This window comes from Nitrospirota bacterium (genome assembly GCA_016195565.1).
Classification (GTDB): domain Bacteria; phylum Nitrospirota; class Thermodesulfovibrionia; order Thermodesulfovibrionales; family UBA1546; genus UBA1546.
In genome coordinates this window covers 76,019-90,869 of the sequence record JACPZK010000029.1, presented here as the reverse complement: position 1 = coordinate 90,869, position 14,851 = coordinate 76,019, and the positions used below count along the sequence as shown (strand labels likewise).

Genomic DNA, 14,851 nt, shown 5'->3' with positions numbered 1-14,851 from the left:
GCAAATCAACTGTTGCGCGTCTTGTTTTGAAACTTATGAAGCCTACGGCAGGAGAAGTGTTTTTTGAGGGCAGGGATATATTTGCGCTTAAAGGCGATTCCCTGAAGGCATTCAGAAAATCTGTGCAGATAATATTTCAGGATCCCTTTGCCTCGCTTAATCCAAGGAGGACTGTTTTTGATACGATTTCAGAGCCGCTGAAGATACACGGGATTGTTGACAAAAAATACTTCAGAGACGCAAGCGCAGAACTCCTGAAAAAAGTCGGCCTCGGAGCTGATGTGATGAACCGCTATCCTCACGAATTCAGCGGCGGCCAGAGGCAGAGGATATGCATCGCAAGGGCGCTTGCCGTGAATCCGAAACTTATAGTTGCAGATGAACCGCTCTCAGCGCTTGATGTTTCGATACAGGCGCAGATACTCAACCTGCTTCAGAAGCTCAGGGAAGAAACAAAAATAACGTTTCTGTTTATAAGCCATGACCTTAAGATTGTCAATTATTTCAGCGATACCGTAGCTGTAATGTACCTCGGCAAGATAGTTGAATATGCAAAAACAGAAGAGCTGTTTAACAAACCAATGCACCCATATACAGACATACTGCTTGCATCAGCTCCCCGCATTTCCCATTTACCCATTCACCAATCCACCCATTCACCAAAAGAGATTGGTGAAGTTCCAAGCCCTATACATATCCCTTCAGGATGCCCGTTTCATCCAAGATGCCCGAAGAGATTCAAGCCTTGCGATAATATAGTTCCTGTCCTGAAGCAAGTTCAGGATCAAGAAGCAAAGGGCAGGCTTGTTTCATGCCATCTCTGGAATCCCTATGAATGACTGGAAGGACAATGTTTTCTTTGTCCTTGTAGAACCGAAAGAAGCAGGCAATATCGGCGCCTCTGCAAGGGCAATGAAGAATATGGGGTTCAAAAACCTTGAAGTTGTAAGCCCCGTTAGAAAAAATATTTCTAACGGGGTAAGCCGTAGGAATTTTCTTACAGATGAAAGCAGGCGGATGGCATGCAAGGCTGTTGATGTGCTTGAAAGCGCAGTTGTCCATGCAAGCTTGAAAGATGCAATAAGAGGCAAAAATATAATTATCGGCGCAACGAGAAGGATAGGGAAACGCCGCGGGCTTATACTTCCGCTGAAAGAGGGGATAAAGAAAGCTGTTTCTGCTTCAAAGAAAAATAAAATTGCAATAGTTTTTGGCAGGGAGGATAAGGGATTAAACAACAGGGAGGTTGAGGAATGCGGATTCCTGATAACAATACCTGCGAATCCCTTATCGGCTTCTCTGAACCTCAGCCAGAGTATTTTGCTTGTTGCCTATGAGTTGAGCCGGAAGACATACAAGACAGAATTTCCGGAATTGGCCAAACACAAAGAGATTGACGGCCTTTACAGGCGAATCCGCTCCACTCTCAGGCTTCTTGAATATATTCCAAGAGGAAGCAGTGATCTTGAAATGAAGATAATGAGGAACCTTAAACGCCTTATCGGCAGGGCAGGGCTTACAGACTGGGAGCTAAAGATGTTTCATGGCATGTGTTCACAGGTGGAGAAGAAGATTGGATGAATCAGATTGCTTGCATTTTTATCAAAGCATATAAAAGTTTATCTGTTTCATCTATCAGTTCCTTAAACAACCCTCCGTGGCTTTTTGAAGAGGAAAAAAGTTCTGTTCTTAATTTTTGAATCTCAGGGTCATTGCATCTTTCGTATGTAATATGCCAGTTCTGCAGGGCACGCCTCTCTAAAATAAGAAGCTGTTTTGCTTTTTCTGTAAATGGCATAAGCAGTTTTTTTACTCTATGTAGTTTCTCTTTATCTCTGGCTGATAGCTGACCGCTGAGAGCTGTCACCATCACATACAAGGTGCAGTATTCAAGCCCTCTCACTCCCCTGCGCCACTGCAAAAGCATTGGATTTCTCCAGAACCAGAGAAAATTGCGAATGCCGAGACTAATTAAATCGGTAACTGCTGATTCAAGCTCTTCAAGAGAAGGGGCATCGGGGACAGTCCCTATTCTACGACTCCGTTGCGCTTCGTCCGTAAATAGGGACAGTCCCCTACGGTAGTTATTGGACATTATATTTGAATGAATCAATAGTTTGGAGTTTTTGGCTGAATGCTGACTGTTGACCGCTGACTGTTTTCCCACCAGATATTCCCATAAATTCCTCAAAACCTTTGCGCCGTTTTCATCATCCGGCGTGTCAAAATGAATAAGCGATAATATTACCCTGCCTTTGCCGAAAGTCCCCTCTATTACAGCAGGCTCATTTTTCAGCCTCATTGGGTTGAGATTAATTCCATAAATCTCTTCAAGCTCTGTCCAGTTGCTGTTCATTTCTACATCTCCGACATTCAAATCAGAGCTGAAAGAGTCAGGCAGTGCATCGCCGTAAGTTGCGAGTATTTCTAAGCTGCTGTCTTCGATTAAAAACTGAGAGGGCCACCAGGCGTGAAAAACAGGTGAATGGGTGAACTGGTCGCCACAGGCGACGCGCCGAGGAGAGTGAATGGGTGAATCGGTGAATATGGGATGTTTGTTGATATTCAGATGAATCCTTCCGCTGAAGCTGGGGACTCTCTCCTTTGTCGGCTTTCTTTTGATATTCAAAAGCCCTATGCCGTCAAGTGTTGCAAGCCCTGCGCCTCCGCAGAATCCGAGATAATTTCCGCCGTTACGCACAAACTTTTTTATTTCGGCTGTGCCTTTATCACCGAGCGCCTTTAATTTATTTGAAGCCCAGCCTCCGGGAACAAAGAGCATGGCATAATTTTTAAGGCGTCCTTTTTTTATGTCCTCTGCGCGGATGAGTTCAAAAGACAGTCCATTTGCTTTCATGGCTTTATAAGCCATCAGCCCCCACAAAAATGATTCATCCCAGAGAAAGGCTACATTTGGGGATTGGAGATTTGGGATTGGGGATTTGATTAATTTTAAACTTTTAACTTTCAACTTTTAACTTTCCTTCATATCCTCTTGGCGTTATCATTCTGTTATCCCACACGAATGTCTGAGAATTGCCGATTATTACGGTTGTCTGCATATCAATATCATGTTCAGGCATGTTTTTTAAATCAGTTATGATTATCCTTTCATCCTCTCTCATTGCGCCTTTTACTATGCCGACGGGTGTTTCAGGTTTCCGGCATTTCAAAATAATTCCCCTTGCCTTGTCTATATGTTCGGCCCTTCCTTTACTTTTGGGATTGTAGAGGATGATGACAAAATCAGCCTTGGCTGCCGCATCAAGTCTTTTTTCTATCAGCTCCCAGGGCGTAAGCCTGTCCGATAAACTGATTGAGGCAAAATCATGCATTAGCGGCGCTCCAAGCCTTGCGGCGCATGCATTCAAGGCAGAGACGCCGGGGATGACTTCAACATTAAGCGCAGCAGAACAGTAGCGCAATAGCGCAGCAGGATTTTCTTCTTCTAACTGTTGCTCTGTTGCTCTGCTGCTCTGCTGCTCTGCTCTGAGCATTTCAAACATCAGCCCTGCCATGGCGTATATTCCGGGGTCGCCGCCGCTGATTACGGAAACGGTTTTGCCGTTCATTGCAAGCTCAACAGCCTTTTTGCATCTTTCTATCTCCTGCGTCATTCCTGTAGAAACAATCTCCTTGTCCTTTATCAATTCCTTTATCAACTCAATGTATGTTCCGTATCCGACTATTACATCAGAGTTTCTTATTGCCTTCTGCGCGTACGGAGTGATATGTTCAACACTTCCGGGACCAGTACCGACGATAAATATTTTCCCTCTGTTTTGAGCAGTAGCGCAGTAGCGCAGTAGTGCAGCAGTATTCTCACCAGCTACTGGTCTGCTGGTCTGCTGCTCTGCTGCTCTTATTTCTGACACTGCCACTGTTACATTCCCGACCTTTTGCTTTTTCACAAGCAATTTCTCTGCTCCTGATGCAAGCAATGCCGCGGGCTCTGCAACTGCATAAGCGCCTGTGGCCTTAAAGACTAACGCTGATTTTTGAATGGCGTTTAAGGCATTCAATTCATTGGCAGTAAATGTCTTTATGGGGAATCCATATTCCCGGACAAATTCATTAAGGCCTTTCTCATCTGCCTTGATGTCAATTGTTGCGACACCATGAATTGAGAGGAAAGACAATTTTTTTTCAACCAGCGCTCTTTTGACAGCATCTTCAATCTCATCTGCAGAGGTCCCTCTATTACAGCCGATGCCGATAATGAGATTCTTGGGGCGCAGATAAATTTTATTTTTGAATTTTGAATTTTGAATTTTGAATTGCTTGTTTGTAATCAGCACATCAGCGGAACTTGGCTTATCTACTCTCAAAAACCCCTCAGGTATCTTTATCTCAACTTCCGAATAAACCCTCAATTCGCCGCTGTTTAAAAACCTTGTTGATATCTCAGGAACAGTATCCCAATTCTCTATAGCTAAGTCATTTTCTTTAGCCCATAAATCTATTGCAGGCAGGTTGTTAGTATCTGATGCGGTTGTAATAACAGCTTGCCCGCCGAGGAAATCTGCAATCTCTTTTGCAAGTTTATTTGCGCCTCCGAGATGCCCGCTCAAAAGACTGACGGCAAATCTTCCTTTTTCGTCAAGCACAACAACAGCCGGGTCTGTCTTTTTGTTTTTTATCAGAGGCGCGATAGTCCGCACAACAATGCCTGATGCCATGATGAAGATGAACCTTTTGTGCTTGCCCCAGAATTTGGAGAGAGTATCAGGTTTAAACTTAAAGGCCTTTGCATCAGGATAAAGGCTGTTTAGTTTTCTGGCAAGGCCAAAGCCGTTGTCTGTGATGTAGAGAATGGCTGTATTATTTTCTGTAGCCATGCTTGAAATCCCTGTGATACAGTTTTGATTCTTTGCCTAAAGATTTTTCGGATGCCCTTAATGATTCGCCGACATAAATAAGCGCAGTCTTTTTTATCCCTGCATCCTTAACTAATCTTACAATGTCTTTTAACTGTCCTCTTACGACTTTCTGTTCCTTCCATGTAGCCTTTTCAATGATTACAACAGGTGTGTCTTCGGAATAGCCCTGCAAAAGTTCACCCTTAACTTTTTCAATCATCCCCGCACTTAAAAATATGACCATTGTAGTTTTATGTTTTGCAAGTTCGCTGAGCTTTTCAGTTTCCGGCACAGGCGTTTTTCCTTCAATACGAGTAAATATTACGGTCTGGCTTATTTCGGGTATTGTGAGTTCCTGTCCGAGTATTGCGGCTCCTGCCATTGCCGATGAAACGCCCGGGATAACTTCATATTCAATGTTTAACTCCCGTAGCTTTTCTATCTGCTCTGATATTGCGCTGTAAAATGATGTATCGCCTGTATGCAACCTTACAACTATTTTCTTGGTTGCAATTGACTCTTTAATAACATTCATTGTTTCATCAAGCGTCATGGATGCGGAATTATATATCTCTGCTTTTATGCCTTTCAAGAGGTCAGGATTAACAAGGCTTCCTGCGTAAATAACAACGTCAGCGCTGTCAAGCAGTTTTTTGCCTTTAACTGTTATCAGTTCAGGGTCGCCGGGCCCTGCTCCTATGAAATATACTTTGCTCATTACCGCCCCTTTTTAACTATTACCATAGAGAAATAATTAAGGTCTTCTTCTTTGACATCTTTTATGTCCTTAAATACCTTTTCATCTTCCATGCATGCCCTTGATATATATATTGCATTGTTCAGTAAATTCATTTCAGTGAGGGTATGCATTATTCCTTCAAAGACTTTATTAACCTTCATAAGCACTACAGTGTCGAATTTTTCCAGCGTTTCATTCAGGTTCTCAATATAATTTGCGGGCAGGATTGCGATCTTTTCGTCAGCAAGCCCCAGAGATATCTTTGCCTTTGCCGCAGAGGCGTTTATGGAGGATACGCCGGGTATTATATCTATCTTTAATTCAGGGTTTGATTCGAGCAGCCTGTCATATAAATAAAAAAAAGTGCTGTAGATAGCAGGGTCTCCTAATGTGATAAATGCGACATCAATCCCTTTGGTAAGCCTGCTCAGGATATTTTTTACAGTCTCAGCCCATTTGTTGTCAAGTTCGGAATCAATAAAAGGGTCAGAGCCTTTGATACTTTGATACTTTGATGCTTTGATACTTTTTGTCTTTCTCATCGGGAAATGCGTTTCTATAATCTCTTTCCCCTCAAGGCTCAATGCCTTTTGTACGATAGACAAGGCAAGGCTGCTTCCTTCCTCTCTGCCTTTTGGAACGCAGATGCAGGGGACACCCCTTAGGATTTTTAATGCCTTCAGGGTTAATAATTCCGGGTCTCCGGGACCTACGCCTATGGCATAAAGTTTCCCTCGCATTACTGTTTTATCCCTGTGATTATAAATACAGGATTTAAGGCGCTCATGTGCCGTTTGCCCGATACAGTTTTTGAGCGCGATACAGAGATTTCAGATACTTCTACAACGAAGCCTTTATTCTCAAGCGATTTAATTGCTTCATTCAGGGTTTCTATCGTTATTGCATTTATCACAACAATACCGGATGATATTTTGCTGCTCACAAATTCAATAATCTCTTTAATCGCTCCTCCACTGCCGCCAATAAAAACCCTGTCAGGAACAGGAAGGTTTATCAAAACATCAGGCGCCTGTCCTTTTATTATTTCAATATTGACAGCGTCAAATTTAATCCTGTTCTCCTTGATGTTTTTAATCTGCTCCTCGTCTTTTTCAACGGCAAAAACCTTTAATTCAGGATACAGCCTTGCAGCTTCTATTGATACAGAACCTGAGCCTGCGCCTATGTCCCATAGCACACCTCTTTGAGGAAGGCTCAACTTGTGAATGGTCACTGCCCTAACTTCATTTTTAGTTATGAGCCCTCTGGAATGAATGATTTCGGTTTCTGATAAACCGAATTTGATCTTATCTGTCATTGCGGCTTGTCCGCAATCTTTCTTTGCGTTTCCGGACAGCTCGGAAGGATTCCCGACAAGCGGGAATGACAAAAGTGAATTTTCCTTAATAACAATCACCACATTCGGAGTTGCAAACAACATCTCTGCAATCTCTTCAGGTGTGCCCTCTGTTATTTTTTCATCTGGATAGCCGAGCTTCTCACAGACATGTATTTTAAGTGACGAGTGACGAGTGATAAGTGACGAGTTTAAAAACTTTGCTATTATTGCAGGGTTGTTTTCTTTGTCAGTGAGGATTAGGATTTTGTTATGCCTTTGAAGTAAATACGGAATATCGTCCAGCTCATACGGCAACCTTCTTCTTTTTTCAGGATCAGGCCCGCCGTGAAGGCTCATTAAAAATGCGTCATCCCATGATTCTTTTATCCGTGAAAACGCAATTTGTATGCTTGATAAATCAGGAAGTATCTCTACAATTTCTTTTCCAAATTCCCTGACAGCCCTTCTGCCGATTCCAAAAAATGTGGGATCGCCTGAGGCAAGAAGGACGATATTAGGGGATTGGGGATTAGGGATTAGGGATTTGATAAACGCAATGGTTTCATCCACATTGTTGATTACCTTGACTTTATCCTTGACTGCCCCATATTCTTCATATCTCTTAAAAACCTCCGAGAGCCTTTTTGAAGCAAGGATGATTTCGGAATTCAAAATAATCTCCCGTGCCCTTTTATCAAGGGGCTTGTAGCCGATTCCTATGATGTAGATTTTATTCACTGTTTGCAATTATCTTCCCTTCGTACGATACAAGATATGAAATAACAGGTATTTCTGAGGCGATGCCTTCTGCATATTTTTTAGCAGCAACACAAACATTGGTGAATCGGTGAATGGGTGAATGGGAAGATGAAACAATAAAATTAAAAATTTCCATTGCCGTATTATATTCAGAACCAAGAGCACAGAATTCAGAATCTATATTCTTTAAAAATTCAATAGCTTTTTTTATATCGATCGACCCATGTCTCACATGGGTTTGCGGCGTTGCCATGGCGATCTTCAGCATCTTAGCCCACTGAGCGCAGAGATGTATTTTTTTGAATGCATGTTTTTTTGCCTCAAACAAGGCAAATTCGAGATAATCTCCCATCATTACATACGATTCCTGAGGGAGATCGAATTTCTCCATATGAGCTTTTTCTGAGGACCTCCCTGCGGACAATACTATCTCACTGCGTCCCATTGCCTTAGCGACATCCATTGACGATATGATAGTGGCGGTCCATGCCTCTGCGGAAATTGGCTTCACAATGCCTGTTGTCCCGAGTATGGAAATGCCGCCGATAATCCCCAGTCTTTGATTCAGCGTCTTTTTCGCAAGCTTTTCGCCGTTAGTGACTGAAATAGTTACTTCTAACCCTTGAACCCTTGAACCCTTGAACCCTTGAACCGCCTCTGATACAGCCTCTTTTATCATTCTCCTCGGCACCGGATTTATAGCCGCTTCACCAACAGGTATTGGCAGCCCCGGTTTTGTAACTACGCCAACGCCTTTGCCGCCTTTAATGGCAAGCCCAGTAGCGCAGTAGTGCAGTAGCGTCCCGATTAAATCGGGACTGCTCTGTTGCTCTAAAAATCTCGCTTCTGCGACTATCTCTGCTCCATTCGTAACATCAGGGTCATCGCCGGCATCTTTAATCACAGATGCAGTTGCTGTTAAATGTCCGTCTTGAATTTTAACTCTTGAATCTTGAATCTTGAACTTCACTCTGCTGCTGTCCGGAAAGGGAATCTCGACTTCTTCTATTGGAGCAGTAGCGCAGTAGCGCAGTAGCACAGTAGGATGTTCTTTCATTTTAAACTGCTGCTCTGCTGTTCTGCTGCTCTGCTGTTCTGCTCTTATCAAGAGCATTGCCGCTGCCTTCGCAGCTGCTGCAGCGCATGCGCCTGTTGTATATCCTGATCGCAGTTGCCTTCTTTTCATTTTTTAATTAGGGTTAAAAGTCTTGAACAATATTGAACAGATCAGTATTCAATCCCCTTCCTTGCCTTGACGCCTTGCTTGAAGTAATGCTTGATCTCCCTCATCTCTGTTACAAGGTCTGCCTTTTTGATAAGTTTTTCATCCGCATATCTGCCTGTTATAATCACCTCGGTCTCCGGAGGCTTTCTATCAAGCAGTTTCAGCACATCATCTGCGCTAATAAGTCCGTAGTGAACAGCAATATTTACCTCATCCAGTATCACCATATCATACTGTCCTGACAGGAGCGCTTTTTTTACATCTTCAAACCCTTTTTTCGCAGATGCCTTTTCGGATGGGGTAAGGACTTTTGCTCTCAGAAAACCGGTTCCGTACTGCCTTATGGTTATAAGGTCTTTAAATCTTTTCAGCGCCTTATGTTCGCTGCATATTCTTTTTTTTACGAACTGTCCTACGAATACCTTAAGGCCTGCACCCATTGCCCTTAGCGCAAGCCCTAATGCAGCAGTGGTTTTGCCTTTGCTGTTTCCTGTATAAATATGTATATATCCTTTACGCATAGCGGTACTCATACTGCATCTGCTGTAAAGAGCCTTCTCTTAGAAGATATGGAACTTTATCTTCGGATATCAGTTTAAAGGCATATCTTATCATCTCTTTGTAAAACTCGCAAAACTCTGCCTTTCTGTACATATTGCCTCTGGCATACATCTCAGCAGGGCATGGCGAGCCGCATATATGCCTGAAGTCGCATGTGCTGCATTCATCGATCTTCTCCACAGTCCTTGCTCTGATTGTTTTAAATGGCTTTGAGTTCATCGCCTTTTCAATTGATGTCTTGAAGATATTTCCTCCTGAGAATTCTTTGAAGCTGATAAACTCGCCGCAAGGAACCATATCGCCGCTTGCAGTGATTGTAAGAAATGTCCTGCCTCCGCCGCAAGGAGAGATGTCACACATCATGCGTCTGGCAGCAGGCGATATTATTGCCAGGATGACATTTGCAAAATTGCCCACAACGATCTGCCTGCCGGATTTTTTTGTAAGCTCTATCGCTGTCTCAACGGCCTTTATTAATTCTTTTGCAAACTCCTTTTCATCCGGCTTCTGTTTTAATGCCTGTTTTTGTGTCACCCGGACAGGATTTAAAAGTATGCACGGCACTCCTTTTTTATGGAGGAATCTTACATGCTCTGAAAGCTTTTTGACATTGAATTTTGTTACAGTCGAGATTACATTTAACCCTTCATAGCCTTTAAACCACTCTAATGCCTGAACAGCCTTCTCAAAATTGCCCCCGCCTTTTGCCGTTACTCTTGAGAGATTGTTTGTATGGGCATCGGGCGCGTCAAGCGATATGCCTACGCCAACCTTATATTTTTTCATAAACTCCACATCCCCTTTTTCGAGAAGGAGTGCATTTGTCTGAATACCAAAAACGAATTTACTGCTGAATTTTTTTATGGAGTCAAACAGTATATCTTTTACCAACAGCGGTTCAGCAGCGTGAAAGACGATTACAGGTTTTTTTCTTAAATCCTTGAAATGTACTGCAATCTTTTCCAGTACTGTATTGAGTTCTTTCCCTGTCATCTGGCTGCCATGTTTTCTTATCTCAGCAGGGATGTAACAGTATGTGCAGTTAGCATTACATCTGTCAGTGGGGTCTATGTATACACAGTTTAAATCCGTATTGAACCTAAAATCGTGAAGCTCTTTATCGAGATGGGCGCTTTTACTTTTGTACAGCGTTATCAGGTCTTCCGGCAGCAGGAAGTCACCATTATCATTTTTTGGCGCAAGTCCCCAGAATACATTGTCAGCGTCGAGGACAAGCTTCCAGTCAGTGTTAATATCAGAAAAAGAAAGACCTCTTTGATTTTCCTTCATATGTATATATCTCCTTTTAATTTTTTAGTGAGGCAAAACAACCCTGCAATGACTGATTGATGCGGGGGTTGTTTTGCCTCTGAGGCAGCATCATTTTATAACGGCATTTTCTTGTTCGGAACATCTCCATACATCACAAAGTGTGTCAAACCGTTAGCTGTCTTTGTGCATTTGAGATGGTACGATATGACGCTGGCCTTTGCCTTCTTTTTAGCCCTGTTTTTGGGACTATTCAAATTTCTTCACCTCCTTTCACTTACGAGCTGAGAGTTTTTAATATCTCTCTTCTCGCCTCACCGATGGTGAGGGGAATTTTTTCGAATGGTAAGTTATCCTCATGTTTCAGCCTGTATATCAATTCTGCAATCTGAGGAAGCCTGAGTTTAACGTTTGACATATCTTCAGGCGCTGTAAAAACATCCTCAGGGATACCGCTTCTGACAATACTGCCCTTGCTTAATATATAGAGCCTGTCAAGAAACAAGGGAACAAGGTCGACGCTGTGTGTGGCCATGACAACAGTTACGCGTTTTTCCTTATTGAGCTTTGTCAGCAGATTCATCATTTTATATTCTCCCATTGGATCTAATCCGGCTGTAGGCTCGTCAAGCAGCAGTATCTCATGCCCCATTGCCAGAAGGCCTGCAATACAAATCCTTTTCTTCTGGCCAAAACTCAGATTATGTATAGACTTTTTTGCGTATTCTTGCATATCAACATCCTTAAGGGCGTTGTTTATACGGGTGATGACCTCATCTTCCTTGAAGCCCATGTTTATCGGGCCGAATGCCACATCCTCAAATACAGTAGGAGCGAAAAGCTGGTCATCCGGATTTTGAAAGACGAGTCCGACCTTTTTGTAAATCTCCTTTGGGGAAAGTTTTTTTATGTCCGTTCCGTCAAGATAAGCGCTGCCTTCAAAGTTTTTTATTAAGCCGTCCAGTATTTTTAGCAGTGTTGTCTTTCCCGAGCCGTTTGAGCCGAGTATGCCGATAAATTCTCCATGCGATACATCAACAGCCATATCAGACAATGCCTGAGTCCCGTCAGGATATTTGAATGAATTTATTTGAACAGACAATCTTATGTCCTTACTTTTTATCTGCGCCCTTGCTACATTTTCCATACAACCCCCAGCGTGATTATCAATAGAACTGAGACGGCAATTTCTGACAGCTTGAATGGCCTGTGTTTCAACATCGGGATGTTGCCGTCATATCCGCGTTGAAGCATCGCAGTTGTTGTGTTCTGGCTGTGCTCAAACGCCTTGAGTGTCAGTGAGCCTGTCAAGGTTCCGAATGAGCTTAATCCCCGCTTAATATTGGAATAACCAAGACGGTTTTTTTGTGCGTTATATATGACCATCGCATCTTCAAGAAGCACAAAGATATATCTGTAGGCAAACAGCGATATCTCTATAAGGCCCTTTGGGATTTTAAGCCACGACAACCCAGCCATTATCTCTGTGAAAGGGGTAGAAAAGCCCAATAAAGCAACAACAGAGACGGCCCCTAAAATCCTGCTGCCGATTTGCAGTCCGTCCGTAAGCCCGTCTTTGTGTCCTGTTATTGTGATGCCCCACATCTTTACGGAAAACATAGCCTCCTGTCCTGAAAATAGGAATTTGAGCAATATCACAACAGACGCAATAAAAACAGGCTCTGAAAATCTCAGAAGAAATACCTTAAAAGGGATCTTCATCCTTATACAGAGGCAAAGGCTTATGCCCAGTATGAATAAAGGGAACACAAGCCCTTTATAGCTCAATACCATTGCTAAAACAAAGAGGCTGACGCCGAGTTTTAGCCTCGCGTCAACCTGCGAAAGCAAGTGGTCTTTTTTGAAGTATTCGCTAAAGATTTCCATTATGTAGCCCTTTATATGTCATTGCGAGCCGAAGGCGAAGCAATCTCGATTTTTTAAGATTGCTTCGTTGCTCCGCTCCTCGCAATGACATATATTATTATTCTTTGTGCACCCTTTCTTGCGTAGCAGTAATTTTCTGCTCTTTTTTGTTCTGCATTAATTCCTTCCAGTAATATCCTGCTGCAAAGCCTCCGATTGTACCTGCGAGGAGAAAGACAAATAGAAGCAAATCACCCTGATCTGTATTAATGAATGGTTCCCTTGCCTCTCTGCCGTGCTCTTTTGCAACCTTTTCAATTACCGATTCGTCAACACCCTGCCATTTCTCAGAGGCAAAGGCTGAAGGCTGAAGGCTGAAAAGGAACAGCAGAGCAGCAGAGCAGCAGAGCAGCAAGAAAATTACTCTATAACTTTTAATTTTGAATTTTGAATTTTGAATTTTCATATAGCCTCCTCCTGTTTAATCACCCTCATCCTCACCAGCAAATCAGGTCTCCTTTTATAAAGCAGAACAACCATTCCTGATGTCATTGCGCCTTCAACGATTCCGAGCGGAAGCTGGGTTGGTATGAAGGCTATCAGGATTTTCCAGAAAAGGGGCATGAATGCCGAATCGCCTTTTATGCCTGATGCGAGTTCAACGGATGTCGTGATATATGTTGCCCAGTCCGCAAGGAGGCCTGCCATGAATCCTGAAACCGCAATATTCACTTTTATTGAGCGTAAGACCCTAAAAGTCAAGAACCCTGCAAATGAGCCCATCACTCCCATGGATACTATGTCTGCCCCCCATGTGCTTAATCCGCCGTGGGCAAGGAAAAGGGCCTGAATCAACAGAGCAACTGCTGTAACAAGTATGCTTATTGCAGGTCCAACAAGTATTCCGGATATTCCTGTTCCTGCAGGATGAGAGCACGTGCCTGCAGTCGGCACCGGTATCGGCATACATGAGATTATGAATACAACAGCAGCCATTAACCCGACGAGGGGCTTAAATGAAAGATCAACCGAAGAGAGTTTCTTCAGCTTATACAATCCCCATGCCACAAAGGGCACTGCAATAACCGACCAGAACAATGCCCAGTTGAGTGGCAATATCCCCTCTGAGATATGCATGGCATGAGCATCAGAGGCAGTGAACAGTGAACAGTGAACAGTGAACAGTGAAAGAATAAAAACTTTTAACTTTGAATTTTGAATTCTCATGCCGCCTCCTAAAATCTCCATGCAATGCCTGCAAGGATCGCATAATCTGTTTCTGGTTTATTAAGGCCTCCCCTGATACCAAAATCTACATCAAAGTTCTTAGATATGGAATAAATCAAACCGCCCAAAATAAATGCAGGGTCTATGTTTGATGTCTTATCAGGATTCCTCTCCATGCCTATATTCGCAACTGCTTTGAGGTCCTTAACAACCTCAACCTCTGATGCAAGGGATACATGCCATATCTCTATCCTCTCGTTATTCCTGTTTTCATTTCTCTTGTATCCCAAGTTGAAATGAAAGGCCCACGGCTCTACCTCCTTTGTTGTAATAAAAAAGAGGCTGTATGCTGCTCTGCCTGTGCCCAATCCCCTTTTCCTGTTGCCTGTGGGAAGAGTGATTCCAGGTTTTAAGGCAAGGCTTAAGCCGTTTTTTTCAAAAAATCTCCACTTTGACTCTATGGATATATCAGAGATTCCATCCTCTGCTTTTGTTGACTCTGATTCTGTGTCTGTAGCAGAGGTCTTTGTCCGTATATACTGATACGGGATGCCAAGAATGATGTCCGCGTTCTCTGATGCTCCGTATGTTAGTGTTGTTGCCATCTTGGTAGTATTTTTTTCACCGTCAACACCATATTTCTCATTTCCATATTCTCCATTGACCTCAAGCTGATATTTCCCCTTCCCCTGAGTGCCTGTGTCATCTGTTATCAATGGATGGGCTGCAAATGCAGAGCCATACCACAAAACTGCAATAACAACTATAAAGATTTTTTTAAACATTTTTTCTCCTTTCCACGAAGTTTTGGAATGAACGGTCTTCCGGCTCAGGGCAACCTACTAACCCGTCTTCCCATGCCGAAGCATCGGCACAGTGACTTCTATTGGGTTTTCGTTCCCTTCACGGCTGCGGGACAGCAGGGGATTTTAACCCCTTTCCTCGTTTTCAATTCCATTGTTTTTACTACTTACCTCTAACCCCAATTCTCTATAAGGCTTGAAATC

At 43.0% G+C, this 14,851-nt stretch carries 14 protein-coding genes, 1 pseudogene and 1 riboswitch; of the genes and pseudogenes, 2 read left to right on the top strand and 13 right to left on the bottom strand.

Features of this window, described 5'->3' with window-relative positions; all coding sequences use genetic code 11:
- Positions 1–839: ATP-binding cassette domain-containing protein (locus tag HY035_09770; protein MBI3378665.1), on the top strand; the 839-nt coding region annotated here is incomplete at its 5' end.
- On the top strand, positions 832–1,581 hold the full coding sequence (locus HY035_09765; protein MBI3378664.1) for an RNA methyltransferase: 750 nt from the start codon (positions 832–834) through the stop codon (positions 1,579–1,581). The genes HY035_09770 and HY035_09765, both read left to right, overlap by 8 nt.
- A 1-nt stretch (position 1,582) precedes the next feature.
- Here the strand turns inward: HY035_09765 and HY035_09760 are convergent, their stop codons facing one another.
- The 13 genes and pseudogenes from HY035_09760 to HY035_09700 form a co-directional block, all read right to left on the bottom strand.
- Positions 1,583–2,872, bottom strand: coding sequence for a hypothetical protein (locus HY035_09760; GenBank protein MBI3378663.1), 1,290 nt, complete (start codon positions 2,870–2,872; stop codon positions 1,583–1,585).
- A gap of 88 nt (positions 2,873–2,960) precedes the next feature.
- Entirely contained in the window at positions 2,961–4,838 is a 1,878-nt protein-coding gene (locus HY035_09755) for a cobalamin biosynthesis protein (protein MBI3378662.1), read from the bottom strand.
- Positions 4,822–5,577, bottom strand: a complete 756-nt coding sequence (cobM, locus tag HY035_09750) for a precorrin-4 C(11)-methyltransferase (protein ID MBI3378661.1) — start codon at positions 5,575–5,577, stop codon at positions 4,822–4,824. The genes HY035_09755 and cobM overlap by 17 nt, the downstream gene beginning before the upstream one ends.
- Positions 5,577–6,338, bottom strand: coding sequence for a precorrin-2 C(20)-methyltransferase (gene cobI, locus HY035_09745; GenBank protein MBI3378660.1), 762 nt, complete (start codon positions 6,336–6,338; stop codon positions 5,577–5,579). The genes cobM and cobI overlap by 1 nt, the downstream gene beginning before the upstream one ends.
- On the bottom strand, positions 6,338–7,675 hold the full coding sequence (gene cbiE, locus HY035_09740; GenBank protein MBI3378659.1) for a precorrin-6y C5,15-methyltransferase (decarboxylating) subunit CbiE: 1,338 nt from the start codon (positions 7,673–7,675) through the stop codon (positions 6,338–6,340). The genes cobI and cbiE overlap by 1 nt, the downstream gene beginning before the upstream one ends.
- A complete protein-coding gene (locus HY035_09735) occupies positions 7,668–8,882 on the bottom strand; it encodes a cobalt-precorrin-5B (C(1))-methyltransferase (GenBank protein ID MBI3378658.1) in 1,215 nt (404 codons plus the stop codon). The genes cbiE and HY035_09735 overlap by 8 nt, the downstream gene beginning before the upstream one ends.
- Before the next feature lie 41 nt (positions 8,883–8,923).
- Positions 8,924–9,442, bottom strand: a complete 519-nt coding sequence (cobO, locus tag HY035_09730; protein MBI3378657.1) for a cob(I)yrinic acid a,c-diamide adenosyltransferase — start codon at positions 9,440–9,442, stop codon at positions 8,924–8,926.
- On the bottom strand, positions 9,435–10,772 hold the full coding sequence (gene cbpB / locus HY035_09725; GenBank protein ID MBI3378656.1) for a peptide-modifying radical SAM enzyme CbpB: 1,338 nt from the start codon (positions 10,770–10,772) through the stop codon (positions 9,435–9,437). Before cbpB ends, cobO begins: the two co-directional genes overlap by 8 nt.
- A 95-nt stretch (positions 10,773–10,867) precedes the next feature.
- On the bottom strand, positions 10,868–11,008 hold the full coding sequence (locus tag HY035_09720) for a hypothetical protein (GenBank protein MBI3378655.1): 141 nt from the start codon (positions 11,006–11,008) through the stop codon (positions 10,868–10,870).
- A 20-nt stretch (positions 11,009–11,028) separates the two neighbouring features.
- The gene (locus HY035_09715) at positions 11,029–11,859 is read right to left on the bottom strand and encodes an ATP-binding cassette domain-containing protein (GenBank protein MBI3378654.1); all 831 of its coding nucleotides are present in this window, start codon (positions 11,857–11,859) and stop codon (positions 11,029–11,031) included.
- Between the two features lie 26 nt (positions 11,860–11,885).
- Entirely contained in the window at positions 11,886–12,638 is a 753-nt protein-coding gene (gene cbiQ, locus HY035_09710) for a cobalt ECF transporter T component CbiQ (protein MBI3378653.1), read from the bottom strand.
- Between the two features lie 97 nt (positions 12,639–12,735).
- Positions 12,736–13,844 (bottom strand): annotated as a pseudogene (locus tag HY035_09705) (energy-coupling factor ABC transporter permease).
- Positions 13,845–13,852: 8 nt separating this feature from the next.
- Positions 13,853–14,629: a transporter gene (locus HY035_09700; protein MBI3378652.1), complete on the bottom strand. Its 777-nt coding sequence runs from the start codon at positions 14,627–14,629 to the stop codon at positions 13,853–13,855.
- 11 nt (positions 14,630–14,640) lie between these two features.
- Positions 14,641–14,818: riboswitch (cobalamin riboswitch) on the bottom strand.
- Positions 14,819–14,851 lie beyond the last annotated feature (33 nt).

Bases quoted from the DNA above. Each gene is read 5' to 3' on its own strand.
- HY035_09735 (MBI3378658.1), bottom strand. From the start codon at position 8,882: ATGAAAAGAAGGCAACTGCGATCAGGATATACAACAGGCGCATGCGCT.
- cbpB (MBI3378656.1), bottom strand. From the start codon at position 10,772: ATGAAGGAAAATCAAAGAGGTCTTTCTTTTTCTGATATTAACACTGAC.
- cobO (MBI3378657.1), bottom strand. From the start codon at position 9,442: ATGCGTAAAGGATATATACATATTTATACAGGAAACAGCAAAGGCAAA.
- HY035_09755 (MBI3378662.1), bottom strand. From the start codon at position 4,838: ATGGCTACAGAAAATAATACAGCCATTCTCTACATCACAGACAACGGC.
- cobM (MBI3378661.1), bottom strand. From the start codon at position 5,577: ATGAGCAAAGTATATTTCATAGGAGCAGGGCCCGGCGACCCTGAACTG.
- HY035_09700 (MBI3378652.1), bottom strand. From the start codon at position 14,629: ATGTTTAAAAAAATCTTTATAGTTGTTATTGCAGTTTTGTGGTATGGC.
- HY035_09765 (MBI3378664.1), top strand. From the start codon at position 832: ATGAATGACTGGAAGGACAATGTTTTCTTTGTCCTTGTAGAACCGAAA.
- cbiQ (MBI3378653.1), bottom strand. From the start codon at position 12,638: ATGGAAATCTTTAGCGAATACTTCAAAAAAGACCACTTGCTTTCGCAG.
- HY035_09760 (MBI3378663.1), bottom strand. From the start codon at position 2,872: ATGGCTTATAAAGCCATGAAAGCAAATGGACTGTCTTTTGAACTCATC.
- cobI (MBI3378660.1), bottom strand. From the start codon at position 6,338: ATGCGAGGGAAACTTTATGCCATAGGCGTAGGTCCCGGAGACCCGGAA.